The organism is Rhizobium sp. BK008 (assembly GCF_014197345.1).
Classification (GTDB): domain Bacteria; phylum Pseudomonadota; class Alphaproteobacteria; order Rhizobiales; family Rhizobiaceae; genus Rhizobium; species Rhizobium anhuiense.
In genome coordinates, this window is the sequence record NZ_JACIFK010000018.1 from 1 (window position 1) to 22,904 (window position 22,904).

General features: G+C 59.1%; 18 protein-coding genes and 1 pseudogene. 17 read left to right on the forward strand and 2 right to left on the reverse strand.

Going from position 1 to position 22,904, the window contains the following annotated elements; translation table 11 throughout:
- The 7 genes and pseudogenes from FHT69_RS33720 to FHT69_RS33745 all read left to right on the forward strand — a co-directional run.
- Positions 1-250 (forward strand): TrbI/VirB10 family protein (locus tag FHT69_RS33720; protein ID WP_281413889.1); only part of this gene is annotated, 250 nt, incomplete at its 5' end.
- A 237-nt stretch (positions 251-487) separates the two neighbouring features.
- Positions 488-2,524 carry a hydantoinase/oxoprolinase family protein gene (locus FHT69_RS33725; protein WP_183845785.1) on the forward strand — a complete coding sequence of 679 codons (2,037 nt, stop codon included), beginning with the start codon at positions 488-490 and terminating at the stop codon, positions 2,522-2,524.
- A 10-nt stretch (positions 2,525-2,534) separates the two neighbouring features.
- Complete coding sequence (locus tag FHT69_RS33730) at positions 2,535-4,274, forward strand: hydantoinase B/oxoprolinase family protein (RefSeq protein ID WP_183845786.1); 1,740 nt, start codon at positions 2,535-2,537, stop codon at positions 4,272-4,274.
- Positions 4,265-5,905: an ABC transporter substrate-binding protein gene (locus FHT69_RS33735; RefSeq protein ID WP_183845787.1), complete on the forward strand. Its 1,641-nt coding sequence runs from the start codon at positions 4,265-4,267 to the stop codon at positions 5,903-5,905. The genes FHT69_RS33730 and FHT69_RS33735 overlap by 10 nt, the downstream gene beginning before the upstream one ends.
- Before the next feature lie 26 nt (positions 5,906-5,931).
- Positions 5,932-6,885 (forward strand): ABC transporter permease, encoded by a 954-nt coding sequence (locus FHT69_RS33740; protein WP_183845788.1) that lies wholly within the window; start codon positions 5,932-5,934, stop codon positions 6,883-6,885.
- 125 nt (positions 6,886-7,010) lie between these two features.
- Positions 7,011-7,700, forward strand: a pseudogene (locus FHT69_RS34500) (ABC transporter permease); the annotation flags it as partial.
- Between the two features lie 75 nt (positions 7,701-7,775).
- Positions 7,776-9,620: an ABC transporter ATP-binding protein gene (locus FHT69_RS33745; RefSeq protein ID WP_246713044.1), complete on the forward strand. Its 1,845-nt coding sequence runs from the start codon at positions 7,776-7,778 to the stop codon at positions 9,618-9,620.
- A gap of 121 nt (positions 9,621-9,741) precedes the next feature.
- Here FHT69_RS33745 and FHT69_RS33750 read toward each other — a convergent pair whose 3' ends face one another.
- The gene (locus FHT69_RS33750) at positions 9,742-10,656 is read right to left on the reverse strand and encodes a LysR substrate-binding domain-containing protein (protein WP_183845790.1); all 915 of its coding nucleotides are present in this window, start codon (positions 10,654-10,656) and stop codon (positions 9,742-9,744) included.
- Positions 10,657-10,942: 286 nt separating this feature from the next.
- Between FHT69_RS33750 and FHT69_RS33755 the strand changes: the two genes are divergently transcribed.
- Complete coding sequence (locus FHT69_RS33755) at positions 10,943-12,502, forward strand: ABC transporter substrate-binding protein (RefSeq protein ID WP_183845791.1); 1,560 nt, start codon at positions 10,943-10,945, stop codon at positions 12,500-12,502.
- 28 nt (positions 12,503-12,530) lie between these two features.
- On the opposite strand, the gene FHT69_RS33760 is transcribed toward FHT69_RS33755, so the two are convergent.
- On the reverse strand, positions 12,531-13,418 hold the full coding sequence (locus tag FHT69_RS33760; protein WP_246713042.1) for a LysR substrate-binding domain-containing protein: 888 nt from the start codon (positions 13,416-13,418) through the stop codon (positions 12,531-12,533).
- A gap of 99 nt (positions 13,419-13,517) precedes the next feature.
- Between FHT69_RS33760 and FHT69_RS33765 the strand changes: the two genes are divergently transcribed.
- The 9 genes from FHT69_RS33765 to FHT69_RS33805 form a co-directional block, all read left to right on the forward strand.
- Positions 13,518-14,633, forward strand: coding sequence for an FAD-binding oxidoreductase (locus tag FHT69_RS33765; protein WP_183845793.1), 1,116 nt, complete (start codon positions 13,518-13,520; stop codon positions 14,631-14,633).
- A complete protein-coding gene (locus FHT69_RS33770) occupies positions 14,614-14,913 on the forward strand; it encodes a (2Fe-2S)-binding protein (RefSeq protein ID WP_183845794.1) in 300 nt (99 codons plus the stop codon). The genes FHT69_RS33765 and FHT69_RS33770 overlap by 20 nt, the downstream gene beginning before the upstream one ends.
- Positions 14,910-16,289 carry an NAD(P)/FAD-dependent oxidoreductase gene (locus tag FHT69_RS33775; protein WP_183845795.1) on the forward strand — a complete coding sequence of 460 codons (1,380 nt, stop codon included), beginning with the start codon at positions 14,910-14,912 and terminating at the stop codon, positions 16,287-16,289. The genes FHT69_RS33770 and FHT69_RS33775 overlap by 4 nt, the downstream gene beginning before the upstream one ends.
- Entirely contained in the window at positions 16,286-17,407 is a 1,122-nt protein-coding gene (locus FHT69_RS33780; RefSeq protein WP_183845796.1) for an NAD(P)/FAD-dependent oxidoreductase, read from the forward strand. Before FHT69_RS33775 ends, FHT69_RS33780 begins: the two co-directional genes overlap by 4 nt.
- The gene (locus tag FHT69_RS33785; protein WP_183845797.1) at positions 17,404-18,345 is read left to right on the forward strand and encodes an ABC transporter permease; all 942 of its coding nucleotides are present in this window, start codon (positions 17,404-17,406) and stop codon (positions 18,343-18,345) included. The genes FHT69_RS33780 and FHT69_RS33785 overlap by 4 nt, the downstream gene beginning before the upstream one ends.
- Complete coding sequence (locus FHT69_RS33790) at positions 18,342-19,220, forward strand: ABC transporter permease (RefSeq protein WP_183845798.1); 879 nt, start codon at positions 18,342-18,344, stop codon at positions 19,218-19,220. The genes FHT69_RS33785 and FHT69_RS33790 overlap by 4 nt, the downstream gene beginning before the upstream one ends.
- The gene (locus FHT69_RS33795; RefSeq protein ID WP_183845801.1) at positions 19,217-21,079 is read left to right on the forward strand and encodes an ABC transporter ATP-binding protein; all 1,863 of its coding nucleotides are present in this window, start codon (positions 19,217-19,219) and stop codon (positions 21,077-21,079) included. Before FHT69_RS33790 ends, FHT69_RS33795 begins: the two co-directional genes overlap by 4 nt.
- 108 nt (positions 21,080-21,187) lie before the next feature.
- The gene (locus FHT69_RS33800) at positions 21,188-22,249 is read left to right on the forward strand and encodes an NAD/NADP octopine/nopaline dehydrogenase family protein (protein ID WP_183845799.1); all 1,062 of its coding nucleotides are present in this window, start codon (positions 21,188-21,190) and stop codon (positions 22,247-22,249) included.
- A gap of 378 nt (positions 22,250-22,627) precedes the next feature.
- On the forward strand, positions 22,628-22,904 hold a 277-nt coding region (locus tag FHT69_RS33805; RefSeq protein WP_183845800.1), incomplete at its 3' end, for an autoinducer binding domain-containing protein.

Consider the following 22,904-nt stretch of genomic DNA (forward strand, 5'->3'; position numbering starts at 1 on the left):
CTCGGCGGTTATGATCGCGCTGATCGGGACCGGCATCGACATGGCGGTTCCCCAGAGCTCGATGCTTGCCACCCAGGATACGGCATCCGACGCAGCAAGGCGAAATTTTGCTGAGACCTTTGGGCGAGTGGCCGACCGGACGATCCAGCGGAATATGGACGTGCAGCCGACGTTGCAGATCCGACCGGGCTACAAATTCAATGTCCTGGTAGATCAGGATATTGTCTTTCTGGGTTTTTATAAGGGATAGGTAGCTTGTCGTTGTGAAGCGTTGAACCCCCCTCACTCCACGTCTTCTATCATGATTTTTCGGTTAAGAATCCCGCGGCAAGCGTCCAACCGGTCTGAACTCCGCCGTCATCCGCCTACGCGGTATAACCCCACAGAATATATGCCCTTAAATTTCGACTTGGACTAATGGCCCAGAATGAGAAAAGTATGGGGCAATGAAAAAACATGGCCATGTCGTGGTCAATGAGGGGCTTTAATGCGAAGAATTGGAATAGACGTAGGCGGCACATTTACTGATTTCGTCGTGCAGAATACGGCCGACGGGACAGTCCAGTATTACAAGCTGCCCTCAACCCCCGCCGACCCGTCTCAGGCAATCCTTGACGGTCTCGGTCGGATTGTGGAAGAGTTCGGTTTTCCGGCAAGTGAAGTCGACTACATCGGCCACGGCACGACTGTCGCAACCAACATGATCATCGAGGAGAGAGGCGCTCCGACTGGCCTCCTCACGACGCGTGGCTTCAGGGACGTGCTTGCGATCGGAAGACAGAACCGCCCGTCGCTCTACGATACGACAGTTCCCAAGGCATCGCCACTTGTCGAGCGCTATTGCCGGCTTGAGGTAGACGAGCGGCTTTCGGCGACCGGTGACGTCGTCTTGCATCTTGACGAGGAACAGCTGCGACGTCAGGCAGAGCTCCTGAGGCAGTCTGGCGTGGAAGCAGTAGCAATCTGCTTTCTCCACTCCTATCGAAATCCCGTACACGAAGAACGGGCGCTTGCCGTAGTCCAGAGCGTAATGCCCGATGTGTATGTCAGCATATCTTCGAAGGTCCTTCCTGAATTCCGGGAGTACGAGCGGACCTCAACAACAGTTCTCAATGCCTATGTCGGTCCGAAGATGGATCGATATCTCAGCCGCCTGAGTGGCGGTATCTCGGACATCGGAATTCCAGTCGCACCGATGACCATCCACTCGAACGGCGGCGTGTTGTCGCTCGAAAGCGTTCGCCGCCTGCCGGTGGCGACCTGTTTGTCGGGGCCAGCGGCGGGTGTGGTTGGTGCGGCCATGGTCGGTGCACGCGCGGGAATGCCCAATCTCGTCACCTTCGATGTCGGAGGGACGAGCACCGACGTGGCGCTGATCCTCGACGGTCGCGCGCTGTTCACTTCGGGCCGTCTTGTCGCCGATCACCCAGTAAAACTGCCGATGGTCGATATTCACGTGATCGGTGCGGGCGGCGGGAGTATCGCCAGTGTCGACGATGCTTCGGCGTTGAAGGTCGGGCCGCGCAGTGCTGGCGCCGCACCGGGTCCAGCCGCCTATGACAAGGGCGGCACGATGCCGACGCTGACCGACGTCAATATTGCGCTCAATCGGCTCGATCCCGTCGCTTTGCTGCGCGGACGGATGCCCATCAACCGTGAGCTGGCGATTAGGGCGATCAAGGAAAACGTCGCCGATCCGCTAGAGCTGAGTACTGACGACGCAGCTTACGGCATCCTGCAGGTGGCGATCGCGAACATGAGCCGGGCCATCCGTGCGGTGACGACGGAGCGCGGTTACGATCTGGATGATCTGACGCTGTTCGCCTATGGCGGCGCCGGCCCGCTTCATGCGACGGAAGTGGCCCGCGAATGCGGCATCAAGCGCATTCTCATACCGCAAGAACCTGGCACGATGTGCGCACGCGGCGCCTTGCTCTCGGATGTCAGTCTCGATTTCGTAAGAACATGCTTGGCCATGGTCGATGCGAAAAGCTGGACGCAGGTCTGGGCGCTGCTGCGCGAGTTGCAAAAAGACGGCGCGGTCTGGCTTGCCGGCGAAAAAGTCCCGGAAGAGCACCGCCGGTTCAATCTAGCGGTGGATGCCCATTATCGGGGGCAGAACTTCGAGATCACCGTCCCGGTCAACGATATGAACGAGAGCGGTCTGGATATCTTCCAGAAGAAGTTCGGCGAAGCCCATCAGGCCGAATACGGCTACGACATTCCCGGCCGCGACATCGAGATCGTCAACTGCCGCGTTCAGGCGATCGGCGTCACGACAAAGTTCGAACCCGCGCCGCATCAGGGGGGCACATCCATCACCGATGCGCAGATTGGACATCGCCCCGTGTTTTTCGGGAAGGAAGGCTGGCTCGACACGCCGGTTTATGACCGCGCCGCTCTTCCGGTCGACTCGCCTCTATTCGGCCCCGCGGTGATCGATGAGATGAGTTCGACGACGATCGTTCTTCCAGGCCAGCAGGCGGCGGTCGACGCCGCCGGCAACATCATCGTTCAAGCATAAGGCTCTGCCCATGACTTCGGCTCTCAACACTTTCGGTCCGGCGCGCAGGTTCGATGCGATCGCCATGGAGATCTTCACGAACCGCCTGCTCTCGATCACCGAGAACATGGCGATCAACATGATGCGCGCCTCGTTCTCGACGCAGATCAAGGAACGGCGGGACTTCTCTGTTGGACTCTTTGACGCGCGTGGCCGCCTTCTTGCCCAAGGCACGCATATTCCGCTGCATCTGGGGTCGCTGATGGGAAGCATGCAGGCCGTGCTGGAGGCCTGCCCGGTTTCCGAGATGGTCGAAGGCGATGCCTTCATCTGCAATGACCCCTATCTCGCAGGCGGCACCCATCTTCCCGATATCTCGGTGGTTACACCGATCTTCATCGACGGAGCGGTCAGGCTGTTTGCAGCCAACATCGGGCACCATTCGGATGTCGGCGGCGCGGTACCCGGATCGACATCGGCGAAATCAGCAACGATCTTTGCCGAGGGTATCCGTATTCCGGCGATGAGGATCGTGCGCGGCGGAAAGGTCGATCACGAACTGATCCGCCTGATCGCAACAAATTCGCGCCTGCCGGAAGAGCGACAGCTCGATCTCAACGTACAAGTTGCCGTCAACCTGAAGGGTGGGGCCGCGGCCAAAAACCTGTTCATCAAGATGGGTCTGGATGAGGTCGATCGCGCGATCGACGACGTACTCGATTACACCAATCGGCGCTTGCGTCGTCGAATTTCCGGTCTCAAGCACGGACGTTACACGTTCTCGACGCAACTCGATGATGATGGAAACGGCGGAGATCCGGTTCCGATCAAGGTGACCGTCACCGTCACGGACGACCAGCTTCACTTCGATCTCGACGGAACGGGACCACAGGCGCGTGGGGCATTGAACGTCTCGACCAGCGCGCTGCGCGCTACGGTCTATTACAGCGTCAAAGCCCTTCTCGACCCTGAGCTGATGCCGAACAGCGGCATGTTCGAAGCCATCACGATCGAGGCTCCGAAAGGCTCCATTGCCAATCCGATCCATCCGGCCGCCTGCGGCGCAAGATCGATCACCTGCCAGAAGATCGCCGGCGCGGTGTTTGGCGCCTTCCGGGGCCTTCTCCCCGAGAACAGGATCATCGCCTCCGGCAACGACGTTCTCCCCTCCATCAACTTCTCAGGGACACGGGCCGGTAGCCAGAACCTCTACGTCTGTGGCGAGGCTCTCGGCGGCGGCGCCGGAGCAAAGGCCGATCGGGATGGAATGGACGGTGTCCATGTTCACGTCACCAACAGCCTTAATCTTCCGACCGAAGCTCTTGAAAACGAGTTTCCGCTGTTAGTCGAGGAATACGGGCTCGTGAACGATTCCGGCGGTGCTGGACGCCATCGGGGCGGATTGGGCATTGCCCGCCAGATCCGGGTTTTTCAGGACGGGACGATATTTTCCGCGCGCTCCGATAGTCACAAGAAGGGGGCCGAAGGCGCGCTTGGAGGTCTCGAGGGAGGTCGCGGCACGCTGACGCGCAACCCCGGTCGCGAGGATCAGGAGGTTCTGCCCTCCAAGGTGGCCCACATTATCCTGAAAGCGGGCGACAGCATGCGTCTCGAGACGCCAGGTGGCGGCGGGTTCGGCCTTCCAGCCGAACGCCCGACTGCGGAGCTGGCGAAAGACCTCCGCGACGGGGTGATTTCTGAAGGTGCTGCCATGCGCGACTACGGCAAGGAGAAGACAGAAGAAGCGCTGCACAGCCTGCAGTGCACCTGACCGAGCGTCGGCCTATGTGCCGAAGCCGAGTAGAAATCAAACAAAAAACAAGGAGTGGAACGATGTCGCATGCTCTATTTGATCTAACCGGGAGATTTATTTCAAACCGTCGCAGCTTCCTCCTTGGAAGCGGTGCGATTGGAGCGGGACTGCTCGCTCCAGGTCTACTCGCTCGTTCCGCACGAGCGGCTACGCCCGGGACGGTGACCTATGCACTTTCCGCCTATCCACCAAACCTCAGGCCCTTCGAGCATTCCGGCGCTGCGGCGCGAACTATAAAAATGCTTCTGTTTCGGGGGCTAGTCACCTTCAACAGTGAGGGGAAAATCCAGCCGGAACTTGCCGAGAGCTGGGAACTGACCGACCCGCGCACCTATCTGTTCAAGCTTCGCGCCAATGCAAAGTTTCAGAACGGGGAGCCGGTCACCGCGGATGACGTCAAGGCGTCGTTTGACGCAATTCGTGCCGAGAAATCGACCGCTTATCTCCGCCAGTATTTCCAGGAGATCGAGAAAATCGAGGCTGTCGGTCCAAAAACGGTTCGTATCACATTGAAGCGGGCGACGCCGTCGTTTATTGCAGTCCTTGCCAGCCCTCACGCTCCTATCGTTTTTTCCAAACAGATGGACAAGCCCGAGGCGATGATCGGCGCCGGACCCTATAAGCTTGAGTCGTCTGAGAAAGGCGTATCGCTCGTTTTCAAGGCCCGAACAGATTTTTACAAACCAGGCCTTCCGAAGACAGAGAACCTCCGGTTCGTCGTCTACGCCGACGATAGCCTTCGAGTGGCCGCTCTTGAAGCGGGTGACGTCGACATTATTGAGTACGTACCCGCTCAGAGCATGAAAAGCCTTTCCGAAAAGCCTGGCATACAGATGCAGTCGGCCCTCGGTCTCTTCATGTACATGGTCTTCAATCTGAAGCAGGGACCGTTCACCAATCCCCTCGTTCGCCGAGCCGTAGCGCATGCGATCAATCGCGAGGACCTGGTGAAGGGAGCGTTCCAAGGTTTTGGCAAGGCTCTGGACGGCGTGCCGCTTCCAGAAGGCTCTCCCTACAGGGTCTCGGAACTCGAACATCTGTGGCCTTACGATCCCGACCGTGCCAAGGCTCTTCTGAAAGAGGCCGGTGCAGAAAACGTTCAAGCAACGCTTCTCGCCACCAGCACCTATAGCTTCCACAAGGACCCGGCCGAGATCATCCAGGCGCAGCTTTCGTCCATCGGCATGAACATCAAGCTCAGCCTTCCCGAATGGGGCGTGCGTGTCAGCCAGGGCAATGAAGGCCGTTATCATTTCGCGATCAATGGCGGGGCATCGGAACTTGGCGATCCGGATGAATTGACATCACTCCTCGGCTCGGGCGGAGAGTCCTATCGCCGTTCGGTCGGACTTGCCGATCCGAAGCTGGATGACCTTCTGCTGCACGGCCGCTACGAGAGCGATCAGGCAAAGCGGGTTCAGATCTATGCCGACCTGCAGCGTGCCGTTCAGGAAATCACGCCGGTTACGTTCCTCAACTATCGTACGCAGGCCTATGCCCTGCATGACGGTGTCAAGGACTTCAAGAGCCTTCCGGATTTTCTGATCAACCAGTCGGGCATCGCGTTCGACGAAGTCTATATCGGGTGAGCGCGCGCTCAGAAGGGTAGAGCGCGATGCTCAGTTATATAGTGAGAAGGAGCGCGGTGGCGGCCGCAATGATTTTTCTGGTCGCCACTTCGGTCTTCATGATCCTGCATGTGGTTCCGGGAGATCCGGTCGAGGTCATGCTGTCCGCGGACGGTATGGAGCCTGACCCCCAGGCAGTCGCCGAGATGCGGTCGCGTCTCGGTCTCGACCAGCCACTGCACCAGCAATATGTGAACTATCTGTCCAGGCTCAGCCGGGGAGATCTCGGCCGGAGCTTCCAGGACGACGAGGACGTCCTTGGCAATATCGCACAACGATTGCCAAGGACGCTAGAGTTGATCGGAATGGCAACGCTTCTGTCGCTGATCGTCGGCATCCCGTTGGGCGTGCTGGCAGCCCGCAAGCGCGGAACATGGATCGACCGCATCCTGGGCGGGGCGACCAGCTTTGCCCTGTCGATCCCGACCTTCGTGCTCGGAACCGTCTTCGTGCTGGTCTTCGCCCTGATGCTGCGCCTCGTGCCCGCTGGCGGGTTCGTCCCGTTCAGCGTCTCGCCACGGACACATCTGATCCTGTTGTTGATGCCCTCGGCTGCCATCGCCGTCGGCTTCTCCGCGGTGATCATCCGCATGACCCGATCGACCGTACTCGATGTCCTGCAGCAGGACTGGGTGCGCACCGCGCGTGCCAAGGGACTGCAAGAGCGACGGGTGCTACGCCGCCACGTGGTGCGCAATGCACTCGGCCCCGTCCTGACGGTGACCGGGCTGCAAATGGGCACAATGCTCGGAGGCACCGTCCTTGTCGAATACATCTTCAACTGGCCCGGAATGAGCGGCTTCCTCGTAAGGGCCGTCGAGAGCCGGGATTATCCGGAGGTCCAAGGTATCGTTCTGGTGACAGCATCGCTGTTTATCCTGCTCAACCTGATCGTGGACGTTCTCTATTCCCTTCTGGACCCGCGGGTGCGTAAATCATGAGCCGTCTTTCTTTGATCTGGCACAGTGCCAAATTCCGTCATCTAGCCTTGCCGTCGGCCGCTCTTTGTCTGCTCGTGCTCGTCGCTGTTCTAGCACCGGTCATTGCTCCCACAGATCCGCTCGCCATGGATATAGGCGGGCGTCTCGCGGCGCCTTCGGCAAGCCATTGGCTCGGACAGGACGAGTTCGGCCGCGATGTGCTTAGCCGCCTGCTTTACGGCGCCCGCGTCTCGCTCAGCGTCGCGATCGCCACAGGCCTCGTAGCGGCTGCCATCGGGATTGCCGCCGGCCTGGCCGGGGGCTATTTCGGCGGCTTGGCCGAAGTGCTGACCGTGCGTGTTGCCGAGTTCATGCTGTCATTCCCTCCGATCCTGCTGGCTCTCCTCGTCATCGCCTTCACAGGACCGGGTACACTCACCCTCATCGCGACGCTTTCCGTATTCTATGCGCCGGAGTTCGCGCGCATCGCCTATGGCGAGGTGCGTTCCGTCAAGGAGAAGGAATATGTCGAGGCGATGCGCTCGCTCGGCGCCGGACCGTTGCGCATCATGCGAAAGACGATCCTTCCCAATATCGCCGCACCCCTGTTCGTCCAGTTCTCGCTGGTCGTGGCGTCTGCCATCGTGGTGGAGTCCGGTCTGAGCTTCCTCGGCCTCGGCATCGTGCCGCCCACGCCGTCCTGGGGTCTGATGATCCGCGGAGCGCGGAGTTATCTCGAACTGAATCCGATGGGCCTCGTCTGGCCCTGTGTCGCTCTCGTCGTTACGATCTTCATCGTCAACGCATTGTGCGACACGATCCGCGACGTCTTCGACCCGCGCACCACCAAGCTCAAGCCTTTCCCCAATAAGAAGCGCGAGAGCAATGTCTCCAAAGACACGGCCGCGCCCATGCCTTCGGACGTTCAGCTTTCGGTGGAAGGTCTTCGGACCGAGTTCGCGACACCGTCCGGTGCGTTTGCCGCGGTCAATGGCGTGTCGTTCAATCTCAATCGGGGTGAGACGCTCGCCGTGGTCGGAGAGTCGGGTTCCGGCAAGTCGGTGACCAGCCTGTCGATCATGGGCCTGCTCCCACATAAAGTCGCACGCATCGCTGATGGCAAGATCAGGTTCGCCAGCAGCTCCGGCAAGGTCCATGACCTCGCTCGTGTCTCCGGTGAGTCGGCTCGTTCGCTGCGGGGCGGCGACATGGCGATGATCTTCCAAGAGCCCATGACCAGCCTGAACCCGGTCTACAGGATCGGGCAACAGATTGCCGAGGCCGTTTTGGCACACCAGGACTGTTCACGTCGTGAAGCGCGGCAGATCGCACTGGAGATGTTGCGCAAGGTCCATATCTCGGATCCTGAGCGGCGGCTCGACCAGTATCCCTTTGAACTGTCGGGCGGGATGCGTCAGCGTGTGATGATCGCAATGGCGCTGGCCTGCAAACCGAAACTTCTGATTGCTGATGAGCCGACAACGGCGCTGGATGTAACAATCCAGGCGCAGATCCTCGAACTCATCAAGGAGCTGCAGAAGGAAGAGGATATGTCTATCCTCTTCATCACCCATGACATGGGCGTGGTTGCCGAGGTCGCGGACCGCACCGTGGTAATGTACAAGGGCGAAGCGGTGGAAGCGGGGCTTACCTCCGAGATATTCGCCCAACCGAAGCATCCCTATACACGTGCACTACTCTCGGCCGTGCCAAGACTTGGCGCGATGGAAGGACGCAAGCGCCCGATGCGCTTCCCGATCGTCGATCGCGTCACCGGCCAATCCGACGCGCCGGCAGAAGTGCCCGACACCGTTCAGGAAACCGCGCGGCCTGTCCTAGAAGTCAAAGGGCTCACGACGCGCTTCGATATCCGCGGTGGCGTATTCTCTTCGGTCAAAGGTAGAGTGCATGCCGTCGAGAATGTCTCATTCGACCTCAAGGCCGGCGAGACGCTCGCTCTTGTCGGGGAGTCCGGCTGCGGCAAGTCAACAACCGGGCGGTCGATCCTGCGCCTTGTCGAGCCGCGCTCAGGATCGGTCATGCTGGATGGCGTTGACATACTCAAACTCAACGAGACCGAACTGCTTGAGCAGCGCAAGCGCATGCAGATGATCTTTCAGGATCCCTTTGGCAGCCTCAATCCACGCCAGAACGTTGGCGCCGCCATCGCCGACCCCTTGATCATCAACAAGCTCGCAACACGCGCGCAGGCAAAGGATAAGGTCGCAGAGTTGCTGACCCGCGTCGGATTGCAGCCCGACATGGCCAGCCGCTTCCCGCACGAATTCTCGGGGGGCCAGCGGCAGCGCATCTGCATCGCCCGGGCGCTTGCTCTCGAGCCACGCATGATCGTCGCTGACGAGGCGGTCTCCGCGCTTGACGTGTCCGTCAAGGCGCAGGTCGTGAACCTGATGCTCGACCTGCAGGCGGAAATGGGCCTTTCCTATCTCTTTATCAGCCACGACATGGCCGTGGTCGAGCGTGTAAGCCACCGTGTGGCCGTCATGTATCTCGGCGAGATCGTCGAGATTGGACCGCGCCAGGCGATCTTCCAGAACCCGCAACATCCGTACACCAGGCGGTTGCTGGCTGCAGTACCGATCGCAGATCCCGCGCAGCGCCTGCAAAAGCGCTCCATCTCCAATACCGAGCTAAGGAGCCCCGTAAGGCCTGCGGACTACGTGCCAACCATCCGTCAGTACAGCGAAGTGTCGGCAGGCCACTTCGTCATGAAACAGGACGAAGAATGGCAATGAAAAACTAGGGGCGTGATGCGCATACCCCCGCACTCCGGTCGCAACTGCCGCGGCCGGGGTCCTTTCCTTATTATCCTGGCGACGACTTTATTCACTTTGGACCGAGTGAACGAGATCTGGCTTAACCATCAACGATTTCCGCGAACACTTGTGCTGTCGCCAACTGCGCCTGTGCGATGAACGCATCAACAAGTCTGGCATCCCGGGTCTCCCGAGACCGGCTGAGCACCATCCCGTAGGAGATCTCAGGTCGGAATGGCCGGGTGATGACACGACCCCTGACCGGATGTGCAAGCAAGGGGTGAACGATCGAGATTCCGTGTCCGGCGGCGACGAATTCACAAACCGTCGGCGCGGTCCCGGCCTCCATCACGATGTCCACGTTGACATTGTGAGCCTCCAGTGCCGCCTCTACCAGTTGCCGCGTCTGGCTTTCCGGGGCAAATGAAACGAACCTCTCGCGGTTGAGGTCCGATGGATTGATCTCGGTCTTTTCCGACAATCCATGACCCGGGGGCATTACACAGACCATGGGACTGTCATGCAAAGGGCTGGATGCCAGATTGGGGTTATCGAAACGCTCACTGATGATTCCGATATCGATCTGCCTCGTTGCCAGCCAGTCGGCTATATATCTCGATGCGCCGTCCTTTACGATGACGTATGTTTTAGGGTGTGCCGCGAGAAAGTCGGCTATGACGCGCTGAATGAACTGGCCGGAAAGCCCTGGCATTACGCCGATCGTCAGTCGTCCTTGCTCTTCACGACGAATGGATTCTGCCGCCCGCTCCAATTGCCTGACGCCGGCGAAAATCCTCTGTACTTCGTCATAAAATCGCATTCCCTGCTTGTTCGGCAACAATCGACCGCGCTGTCTGTCAAACAATTGCAAACCGATATCGGTCTCCAGATGGGCGAGTAACTTGCTTGCCGCAGGTTGGGAAATCCCCATCAACTCGGCTGCCCGGCTTACCGAACCACATTCGATCGTTGCTTTGAATGCCTCAATTTGCCGAAGATTTACTTGCTGGGCCATTTCGATCTACCTGCACTGCTCTGCGATCTTAAACGGGAGAACTGCGATGTTCGGGATTACCACAGTGGATAACGCGAACAGCATTACCGGACAACGTGGGCATTATCGCATTATCTTCAACCGTACAAACGCGAGTTCGTCGCGGTTCCATGTACCTTAAACGATCGCTTCGGTTGAAAAAGTACGCCGGTATAACCGCTGCGAATAGGCCACCCAAAATAGCGACTTTGACACTTATGAAGATTACCAAATAATCCGTCCAGAAAATAAAACTAAGGAGCGGAACATGTCACAAAAATTCGGGAAGAGTATTATCGCCGCGGTTGCGGCCTCGATGTTGACGGGATGGATTGCGCCCGGGATTGCCGATGCTGCAACACTCAAGGTTGCGGTGGGCGCCGCCGATATTTCCACGCTCGATCCTGCCAGGGCAAGCAACACGCAGGACGTCGCGATTGTCTCGTGGATTTTCAACGGTCTCGTTCGATTTGCCCCGGGAAGCGCCGCTCCGACGAAGATTGAACCGGATATCGCCGAAAGCTGGGTAAGCTCTCCTGACGGCCTGGTCTGGACATTCAAGCTTCGCAAGGATGTCAAGTTTCACGGAGATTATGGAACGGTCTCCGCGGACGATGTCGTGTTTTCGCTGCAGCGCGCCAAGAACCCCGACACCTCTTCCTTTTCGAGTGACTATGCTGCCTTCAAATCGATCGAGGCCGTCGATTCATTGACTGTCCGCATCACGCTCAGCGAACCCGTCCCCGGGTTCCTCGGCTTGGTCGCCAATTATCATGGTGGCAACATCGTGAGCAAGAAGGCGGTGGAGGCTCTTGGGGCGAAGTTCAAGACGACGCCGATCGGGACAGGCCCATTCATGTTCGACAAGGCTGTCACGCAACAGTCGGTTTATCTGAAGGCTTTTTCTCGCTACTTCCGGGGAGCACCGAAGATCGACGACATTCGTGTCGATCTCATTCCGTCGGACTCCAGTCGGGAACTGGCGTTCCGCTCCGGTGAACTCGACTTGATCTACGGCAAGCGTGAACAACGCTGGGTCGATCAGGCCAAGGCCTGGGATAATGCCGTAGTCGACATCTTCGCGCCGGGTGAATACCGCACGGTGTTCATCAACATGGCGCGCAAGCCGCTCGACAATGTCAAAGTGCGAGAGGCCATCGCGCATGCGATCAATGTCGACCAGATCGTCCAGTTCGTTGGCGCCGGCGTCGCTCTCAAGGGCTGCTCGTCCGTACCGAACGACTATCTCGGCGAGGATTGCACCTGGACCTACAAATACAATCCAGAGGCCTCCAAGAAACTTTTGGCCGAAGCCGGATTCAAGAACGGCCTTACCTTGTCAACCGTGGTCTCGTCCAGTTCAGCCCAGCAGCCGATCATGGAGGTCATTCAGGCGCAATTGGCGGAAGCGGGGATCAACATGCAGATGAAGGTCGTCGATCATCCGACCTACCATGAGCAAATCCGCAAGGATCTCAGTGATCTGGTCTTCTATGGTGCGGCCCGCTATCCGGTCGCGGACAGCTACCTGAGCCAATTCTATCAATCTGACGCCGCGATCGGTAAACCGACCGCAGTCACGAATTTTGCGCATTGCGACGCCGCGGATGCGGATATCAGCGCAGCGCGGACAGCCGCGACGGATGAAGAGAGGTTCAAATTCTGGTCGGCAGCGCAAAAGAAGATTTACGATCAGGTTTGCGGTGTTCCCCTTTTCAACCTGATGCAGGTCTGGGTACACGACAAGGCGTTGAATTACGGCTACGAACTCAAAGGCTCCCTGAACCTTGCGCCGCCGATCACGGAACAGACAACCCTCAATCGATAGCGTGTACGCGCTTGAGATCGGGGCTTTTTCATAGTCTGAGCTTTGGCGAGAACGCTGCCGCGTGCACTTCCTCAACGAAATTCTCCACAAGCTTGCTGTTTCGGGCGCGGACCGGTCGAATGATGCCGTAGTTGAAATCGATGACCGGCAGAAAAGGCCTTGTCGTGATTTGATCGCCGGCAGATTCTAGCGCGATTGGATCTGCAACGGTCACTCCGAGCCCCGCAGCCACCAGCGCCGCGACATTCGGCGCGGTTGTGGCCTCGATGACGATCTTCGGCCTGTGCCCGAACCGCTCAAAGGCGGCGTCCACCTTGCTGCGCATCGTGCCTGTGAGAGCAAACGCCACAAATGGCTCATCCTTCAAGTCATCGGGATTAAGCTCCGGTTTTTCAGATAGCCTGTGGCCAGGCGGCAGAGCCACGATCGCAGGAGGACATCGCAAAGGGTCAACAATCGCTGATGGATGCTCAAGGCCGCTGATCACAAGCGCCAGGTCGAGACGGCGAAGCAGGACCGCTTCCGTCAGGAACTGGGAACTGCGGGCCTCGATCGACACGAATACGTCCGGATGACGCTTTTTGAAGTTGGTGATCACCCGGGCGATGAAGGGTCCGGATAACGCCGGCATTGTCCCGATCAGCAGGTGGCCGTGTTCTTCCCGGCGGATGGCATCAACGGCCCGGGCGAGCTGATGAACACCCCCAAACACGCGCTCCACTTCTTCGTAGAGACGCATCCCTCGACCAGTCGGAACCAGCCGCCCACTTTCTCGCTCGAACAGTTGCAAGCCGGTATCGGCCTCAAGGTCCTGGATCAGTTTACTTGCGGCGGGCTGCGAGATGCGAAGCACTTCGGCGGCTCGACTAACCGTTCCTGCTTCCACGACGGCCATCAGCGCCTCAAGCTGACGCAAGCTTGGCTCCCTCATCTATAACCTCCGGGAATACACCATAGAAATAAAGGACTTTGACTTTCTACCCTCGATTCCTAATCTCGGCAATAACCAAGGAGAATGAGGGTGAACTCGGATATTATAGTTGTCGGTGGCGGTGTCGTAGGAGCGGCGCTGGCATACGGCTTTGCAAAGAAGGGGCTAAGTGTTCTCGTACTCGACGGCGAGGACGGCGACATGCGTGCTGCCCGAGCCAATTTCGGGCTCGTCTGGGTACAGGGAAAAGGCGCAACGGCACCTGCCTACCATGGTCTGACCCGACAAAGCGCTGATTTGTGGCCGGCATTTCTGCAGGAATTGACGGGCTCCAGTGAGGCGCGCGTCGATTACACGCGACCGGGCGGCTTGTTTTACTGTCTCAGTGACGGCGAATACGAAGCGCGTGATGCGTTGAACAGGCGTATGCACAATCAGGCTGCTTATGCAGATACCACAATGGTCGAACGCCGCGAGCTGGAGCGGATGATGCCGGCGGTGACCTTCGGCCCTGATGTGGTTGGCGCCAGTTATTGTCGGGCCGACGGTCATGTAAACCCGCTACAACTACTTGCAGCGCTGCAACAGGCAATCGTTGCGCTGGGAAGCAGGATCCTTTTCCGCAGCACGGTGGGATCGATCAACCCCGAGGGGCACGGGTTCGTCGTCAACGCGATGTCCGGCAGCTTCAGGGCACCGCGGGTCGTCGTTGCTGCAGGTTTGGCAACGCCGATTTTGACGGAGCCACTGGGTTTTACAATTCCGCTGAGATCGGAACGTGGTCAGTTGCTGGTCACGGAACGGTTGGCGCCGATCCTGCCCTATCCGGCAAGCGGGTTGCGGCAGACCGCCGACGGTACGGTCATGATCGGTGCGACGAAGGAAGATGCAACAGACCGGGGTGTCTCCGTCGCATCCGCCACGAAACTCGCTCTGCGGGCGACAAGGATTATTCCGGCTCTCAGCGCGGCGCGGCTCGTGCGTCAATGGAGCGGCTTTCGGGTCATGCCCCCGGACGGCTCGCCGATCTATGCACAGTCCGAGCGCTATCCCGGTCTCTTTGCGGCGGCCTGTCATTCCGGCGTGACGCTGGCCGCCGCCCATGCCGCGATCGTGGCGCCCGCGATGATTTCGGGAAGGTTGTCTGGTGACCTCGCCGCTTTTTCAAATGGAAGATTCGATGTTCAGAAGTGTGCTTGAGCGGCCGGGTGTACCGTCCGACATGACCGTGCTCGTGAATGGGGTCGAGACCCCGGCCTGGGACGGAGAAACCGTGGCCAGCGTGCTGCTGCGGGTGCCCGACGCCGGGAGACGCTCTCCCGTCAGCGGGAAACCGCGGCTTCCCTATTGCCAGATGGGTGTCTGTTTCGAGTGTCTGGCGATCGTGGACGGGGTTGCATCCTCGCAAGGTTGCCTGGTTCCGGTCCGGCCCGGAATGCAGATCGAAAGCCAGCGCGGGCCGCGGGAGATTTCCCCATGAGCTACGATGTCGCGATTGTAGGCGCGGGTCCGGCCGGCATGTCCGCCGCGGTGCGCCTACGTGCTCTCGGCGCTTGCGTCATCGTCATCGATGAGCAGCCCGCGCCTGGCGGTCAGGTCTTCAGGGGTATCGAACGCAACGCCGCAAGTCCGGTTTTCCCGGCGCTTGGCGAAGACTACGCGAAAGGGGGCGCCCTTGTCGCCGCTTTCAGGGCGTCAGGCGCTGAATACCTGCCGTCGACACAGGTCTGGCAGATCGAGGACGGATGGAACCTGTTTTTGACGACGGGAGGCACGGCACGGCGCATCACCGCTCGCTCTGTGTTGCTTGCCAACGGCGCGCAGGAACGGCCGGTCCCCTTCCCCGGCTGGACCTTGCCAAACGTTATGACGGTCGGCGCAGCGCAGATACTGCTGAAGTCAGGCGGCATGTTGCCAGAGGGGCGGATCTGGATTGCCGGTGCAGGCCCCCTGCCGCTTCTCTACGCGACACAACTTCTCAACCTCGGCGGCCGCATAGCGGGATACCTCGATACCTCAACGACACCGAAACTCTCGGCCTTGGTCCTGCTGCCCGGCGCGTGGCGTGAGTTCGGTAACCTCTTCAAGGGATTGCGGTGGCTCCGTAAAGTCAGACGCAGCGGGATGATGGTGAAGGGGTTTTCGGATCTGCGAGCGGAAGGCGAAGAACGTCTTGAGCATCTCACCTGGGAAGCGACGGGAAAGCGCCACCGGGTAGAGGCCGATGTGCTACTGGTTCACGAGGGTGTCGTCCCCCGCATTCACGAAACGCTTGCGCTGAAATGCGACCATATCTGGAATGAGGAACAGGGGTATCTGGCGCCAAAGCTGGACGGCTGGGGCCAAACCAGTCGTGAAGGTCTGTTTGTCGCCGGCGATGCAGGCGGAATCGGTGGATGGACGGCCGCGACTGTCTCTGGCGAGATCACAGCACTCGGAATTGCTGGGCAGCTCGGGATTGCGACAGATCCCGAGCACCTGCGCAGGACCGCGCATCTCGACAAGCGCCGAAAGCGGGCGCTTGCATTGAGACCATTCCTCGATGCAGTTTATCCTCCGCCTCGAACTCCTCTTGCAGACGACGTCATCGCATGTCGCTGCGAGGAGGTTACCGCCGGCGCCATTCGGTCGGCCGCCCGAAACAGCCCCCCCGACCCGAGCGCAGTAAAGGCCGCGACCCGCTGCGGGATGGGGCCATGCCAGGGGCGTCAATGCGGATATACGGTTCAGGCGCTTCTCGCGGAGGTGCACAACCTACCGGTCGGGAATGTCAGTTTCTTCCATATTCGCCCGCCGCTCAAGCCAATCACTCTCGGTGAAATTGCATCGCTGGAGAATACGGAGGGCGCGGCATGAGTACCGACGTTCTGATTATCGGCGGCGGTCTGCATGGGCTTTCCGCCGCCCTGCAGGCAGCAAGGCGAGGCGCCTCCGTCCAACTCGTCGAGCGCCACTTCGTTGGCCGACATGCGTCAGGAGCGACGGCCGCAGGTGTCCGCACGCTCGGACGGAACGTGGTGGAGTTACCCCTCAGCATCGAGGCCGCGGAAAGCTGGCATAACATGAAGGCGCTCGTCGATGACGACTGCGGCTTTATCGCGTGTGGCCAATTGCAGCTCGCTGAGGATGAACAGGCGCTGACGAAGATCGCCGAGCGGATTGCCCGTCTCGAGGCGATTGGGCTCTACCATGAGCGAATTGTCAATGCCGACGACGTGCAAGGGTTCTTGCCGGGCGTATCGCCCCATTGCGTGGGAGGGGCATGGGTGGCCGGGGACGGCTCGGCCGACCCGCACCGAACCATTCGGGCTTTTCGCGATTCCGCGAAAAAAGCGGGGGTAAAGATTACCGAAGAATGCCTCGTGACCAGCCTGACACGATTCGCCGGCCATTGGCGAGCCGAGACCACGCACGGCCCCTTTGAAGCGCCGCTGATCGTCAATGCCGCAGGCGCGTGGGCCGACCATATCTCGGCGCTCGCGGGCGACCCGTTGCAGCACGCGATCCGAACTTCGATGATGGTCGTGACTGAGCGCGTCGCGCCCAGAATCAAGCCCGTCGTCGGTTCCTTCGGCCGCAGACTGTCCCTCAAGCAGACATCGCAAGGAACGCTTCTCATCGGCGGCGGCTCTCAAGGAAAGCTGGCGGCTGACCGGCAATCAGCCACGGTCGATATCGCCGCACTCGCGCCCTCGGTACAGGCGGCGATCCGGGTCTTCCCCGAGCTGCAGGGCGTGCGGATGGTCAGGACATGGGTCGGCATGGAGGCCATGACGCCTGACCACGTCCCCGTGATCGGTTTCTCGCAGCAGGTCGAGGGACTGATCCATGTTTTCGGTTTTTCCGGACACGGATTCCAGCTGGTTCCCTCTGTGGGACGGGTTGTCGCCGATCTGATCTGTGAGGGTCACACAAATCACAATCTCGACGCCTTCCGTGCGAGCCGCGTCGCTATCGAAAGGGTTGCCGCATGATAGGTTATGCGATCCGAAGACTCCTTCTCGCCATCCCGACATTGATCGCCATGCTGACGATGGTTTTCGTCCTGGTGCGTCTGGTGCCGGGAGATGCCGCCGTCGCCATGCTTGGCGATCGGGCAAGCGACGCAACGCTGCAAGCGCTGCGAACCCAACTCGGTCTCGACCAGCCGATCGGCGTCCAGTACCTGAACTTCATCAAAGATATGCTCATGGGCGACTTCGGCCGCTCGATGGTGAGCGGGCGCACCGTCCTGGAAGAGGTGGCAACCGTTCTTCCCTATACGCTGGAGCTTGCCGCCGCGGCAATGCTGATCGGAACATTGCTCGGGGTTCCGCTCGGCGTCATCGCCGCCGTCCGCCGCGACCAATGGCCGGACTATTTCAGCCGCATTCTCTCGCTTGTCGGCCTCTCTTTCCCCGGCTTCGTCTCGGCAATCCTGATGCTCCTGGCTTTCGCCGTCTGGCTGCAATGGCTGCCTGTGATGAGCCGGGCCACAAGCGATCCGGTCAATCATCTTCGTAACCTGTTGCTGCCAGCGCTCAACCTGGGCCTGATCATGACGGCTTACATCGCGCGCGTCACCCGTTCCTCGATGTTGGATGTATTGGGCGAAGACTATATCCGTACCGCGCGCGCGAAAGGCGTTCGTCCGCGCAGTCTGATCATGCGGCATGCGTTGGGTAACGCGCTCATCCCGATCGTAACGGTCGTTGGCCTCTACTTCGGAACCCTCATCGGTAATTCCGTTCTCACCGAGATCGTCTTCACGCGACCCGGCCTGGGGAAGCTCATTCTAGGCGCGCTGCAGTCCCGCGACTACACCATGCTCCAGGGGTTGATGGTGGTCTTCGCGACCTTCGTCATCATCGTGAACACGGTGACCGATCTCATCTACGCCCTTGTCGATCCCAGAGTGAGTCTTGCCCAATGACCGACGCGACAGTTTCTCAGGCCGCGCCCCTGCGACAACCAAACCCCGTCCTGACGGCATTCCGTCGCAATCGATTTTCGTGGATCGGCATCGGCCTTCTGACGCTGATCATTCTGTTGGCGGTATTCGCGCCGCTTGTCGCGCCTTACGATCCTTTGAAGCAGAACATTCTTCATCGCCTGAGCCCGCCATCGGCTGAATTCTGGCTTGGCACAGACAGCTACGGTCGCGACGTCCTCTCGCGTCTTCTCTATGGAGCCCGCATATCGCTGTCGATCGGGTTCCTCTCCGTATTGATCGCCATGGTGGTCGGATCAGCGCTCGGAATCCTGGCAGGCTATATCGGCGGCGTGTTCGATCAAATCGTTATGGGTATCGTCGATGTCATGCTGTCGTTTCCAACCCTGCTGTTGGGTCTGATGGTCGCGGCAATGCTCGGCGCCAGCTTCGAAAACCTGATCATCGCGATTGCCATCACCGAGACTGCTCCATTCGCCCGCGTGGCAAGAGCCCCAACGATCGCCATGAAGCGGCGTGACTTTGTCGAGGCGGGCCGCTCGCTTGGGTTCTCGCCGCCCCGGATCATGGGCGTCCATATCCTGCCGAACATCCTGTCCGATATTGTCGTCGTCGCTTCGCTGTGGATGGCGTCCGCCATTCGCACGGAAGCGTCCCTGGCGTTCATCGGGCTCGGCGTCCTGCCGCCGACCGCAACATGGGGTGGCATGATCCGCGAAGGGTTCGAGAACATCCTGAGTGCGTGGTGGCTGGTTGTCTTCCCCTCGCTGGCAATCCTTCTGACCGTACTCGCCCTCAACATACTGGGAGACGCGCTCCGCGACGCGATCGATCCGAAGACAAGGAGCGCGCAATGACGTTACCTATTCAAGAAACTGTCGTCAGCGGAGCTCCGGTGTCTGCGGCTCCCGTCCTGTCCGTTCGCGACCTCACGACCTCGTTTAAGGTCGACGACGGCTGGAAGACCGTCATCCGTGACATTTCATTCGACATCGCGCCACGTGAGACGGTCGCGATCGTTGGAGAGTCCGGTTCGGGCAAGTCCGTCACCTCCCTGTCGATCATGCGCCTGCTCGCGCCCCGCTCGAGCCGCGTGGAAGGCAACGTGCTACTGTCCGGAAGAGACCTCCTGTCTCTTCCGGAAGAGGACATGCGTCAGATCCGCGGCAACGAGATCTCGATGATCTTCCAGGAGCCCATGACCTCACTCAACCCGATCATTCCGATCGGCAAGCAGATCGCCGAAGCACTCACGGTTCACAAGGACATTTCCAAAGCCGACGCCAGGGCCGAAGTCCTCAGGTTGCTCGAAAAAGTCCGCATCCCGAACGCCAAGGGTCGGTACGACGAATATCCGCATCAGTTTTCCGGCGGCATGCGCCAGCGCGTGATGATCGCCATGGCGCTCGCGTCAAAGCCGAAACTCCTGATCGCCGACGAGCCGACGACAGCGCTGGATGTGACCATCCAGGGCCAGATTCTTGACCTGATAAAGACCTTGCAGGAAGAGGAAGGAACGTCTGTCCTCTTCATCACCCATGACATGGGTGTCGTTGCGGAAGTGGCGGACCGAACGATCGTCATGTTTCGGGGCGATGTGGTCGAAACAGGAGCGACGGCCAACATCTTTCACCGTGGGAAGCATCCATATACGCGAGCGCTGCTTTCTGCCGTACCGCGCCTCGGTTCCATGGGTGATCGGAAGCTGCCGCTGCGCTTTCCGGTTCTTGACGCGAAGACCGGCGAACCACAGTTGCTGCCCGACGTCACGGACACTGTCGTCAGAAACAAGGCGCCGATCGTCGACGTTGAAGAACTGACGATGCGCTTCCATCTCCGTTCCGGCATGTTTGGTCGCAAGGCCGGCGCAGTACATGCCGTTGAAAACGTGTCCTTCAACCTTTTCCAGGGCGAAACGCTGTCCTTGGTGGGAGAATCGGGCTGCGGCAAATCCACGACCGGCAGGTCGATTACGCGACTGGTGAACCCGACAGGCGGAAACGTAGTGGTCGACGGACAGGACGTGATGAAGCTTAATCACGCTTCGTTGCGGAAAATGCGGCGTTCGATCCAGATGGTGTTTCAGGACCCTTATGCCTCGCTTAATCCGCGCCTGAGCATCGGATCGGCGCTGGTCGAGCCGTTTATTCAGCATCGGCTCGGCAGCAGCTCTCAGGCTCGCGACAAGGCCGCGGCCCTGATGGAAAAGGTCGGCCTGTCACCGAATATGATGCGGCGGTTTCCTCATGAATTCTCCGGCGGCCAGCGTCAGCGTATTGCGATCGCGCGTGCCCTCATGCTTGACCCAAAAGTGATCGTCGCCGATGAAGCGGTCTCGGCACTCGACGTCTCAATCAAGGCCCAGGTCTGCAACCTATTGCTCGATTTGCAGCAGAGCCTCAATCTCGCCTTCCTCTTCATCTCCCACGATATGGCCGTCGTCGAGCGCGTCAGCCACCGTGTGGCGGTCATGTATCTCGGCGAGATCGTCGAAATCGGGCCGCGCGCGGCCATATTTGAAGACCCGCAGCACCCCTACACCAGAAAGCTGATGGCGGCGGTGCCTGTGCCTGATCCAGTTCGCCGCAGGATCAGCCGAGGCATGGCTGGTGACGAGTTGAAGAGCCCGGTCAGGCCGATCGGATATGAACCACCTAAAAGGCAATACCGGGAAGTATCGGAAGGCCATCTGGTCAGGGTGGATGATACGAACTGATGCCACCCTGTTCCAAGCGACAGGGTTCGTCGAAATCATGAAATTCACGACATGCGCCAATGAATGGACCTAGTGGTTGGCTCGTCGTCAGAAAGGGTTGTATCAAAAATGAAAGTCGGAATCGCCGGCGCCGGTGCAATCGCAATGGGTTATGCGGCATTTTTGCTGCAACGCGGTCATGACGCGAGCGTCTGGTCTCCCTCTGGCCAGAGAACGAAAGCCTTGATGGAAGGCGCCTCGCTTACGGTTCGTGGGGCGATCTCAGGATCTTTCCGTCCCGGGATCTGCCGCGATGCGAAGGAACTGGCGGAAAGCGACGTGATAATGCTCGCTCTTCCGGCCTATGGACATCGTTTCGTTCTGGACGCTTTGCTCCCCCACATCGAACTGCGGCACACCGTCATCATCAGTGCCCATCTTTCGTTTTCGGCCCTTTTCCTCTCTAAGAAACTGGCAGACCGAGGGATGCAGATCCCCATCGTGGCGTGGAACACCACCGCTCTCACATCGAAAGCGCAATCCCATACCGAAATTCAGGTCGGAGCTATTCGGGGCAAAGTCGATATGGGGACAGTCCCTGCGTCCTTCGCTGATGAAGTCATGGGAACGTGCGAAGATTTATTCGGAGACCGTTTCGTAGTCAAAGACGATATCCTCACGATCGTTCTCAGCAACATCAACCCGCAAAGCCACCTCGCGACCGCTCTTTGCAACCTCACACGTATCGAACGGGGAGAAAGCTGGGGCCAAAGAGCCAACGTGACACCCGCCGTTGGCAGGCTCGTGGAAGCCCTTGATCGCGAGCGTCTGGCCATTGCTGCAGCTTTGGGAAAATCGGTTCCGTCTATCCTCGATCATTTCGCCAACTCTTTTGGAATTCGTGCTGAAACCGTTACTGAGGTTTCCAGCATTCTGGTCGAGAGCGGTAAAGATCCCATGGGGCCGAAGAACGTCGATACACGTTATGTGCTTGAAGACGTTCCATTCGGCCTGAATCCCGCGATCAGGCTCGCAGAACTGGCAAATGTAGAAGTCCCGCTTCACAGAAGCGGCGTGGAGATTCTCAGTGCTTGCTATGGCAGGGACTTTGCCAGCGACAACGACTTGCTATCCGAACTCGACTTCCGAAACGTACAAGCGATGCAAAATTTGATTTTGACGGGCTACTAATCTTTTGACGAGGCTCGCGAACTAGGTGATCGGCGATCAGAATGCAGGGCCCAACGAGGCGATTTCTCCATGCTAAACATATCTGCTCCTGCCCCCTGAGAGCAGCCGAAGGGTCAGTGACAGCAGGCGATTGGGAATAATCAATGGAGAAACAACCGCAATCCGTCGAGCGAACAGAACTATGTGACGACCCGCCTGATCTCACGGAGAAATACGGGCCGGTTGGTCTTAGAAAATCCACTCCCGGCATAGCAAGGGTTGGCTCCAGCATTATTAGGTCCCAAACTGAATGCATTCCATGATTGCTTTCACGCTACAGGTACAATTTTTAATGATCGCCTCGTGATCTGTCCCACCTGACAATTTACGGAGTAAAATATGCAACATTGGCTGGGCCAACTGATCGACCTTGCCGCGCTTCGGGGCGATGAGAATGTTCTCAAGGACGCTTTGACCCATCTTGCCCATCAAGCGGGTTTTTCCGGCTACGCCTATCTATACATCCGACCGGGCCACACGGTTGCCTCATCAAATTACCCATCCGATTGGCGGTCGATCTATTTCAAAAGAAAATTCGAGGCAATCGATCCGATCGTGAACCGCGCGAAGTCGATAAAGCGAGTGTTTGCGTGGAGCGGAGCGGAAGAAAGGCAAC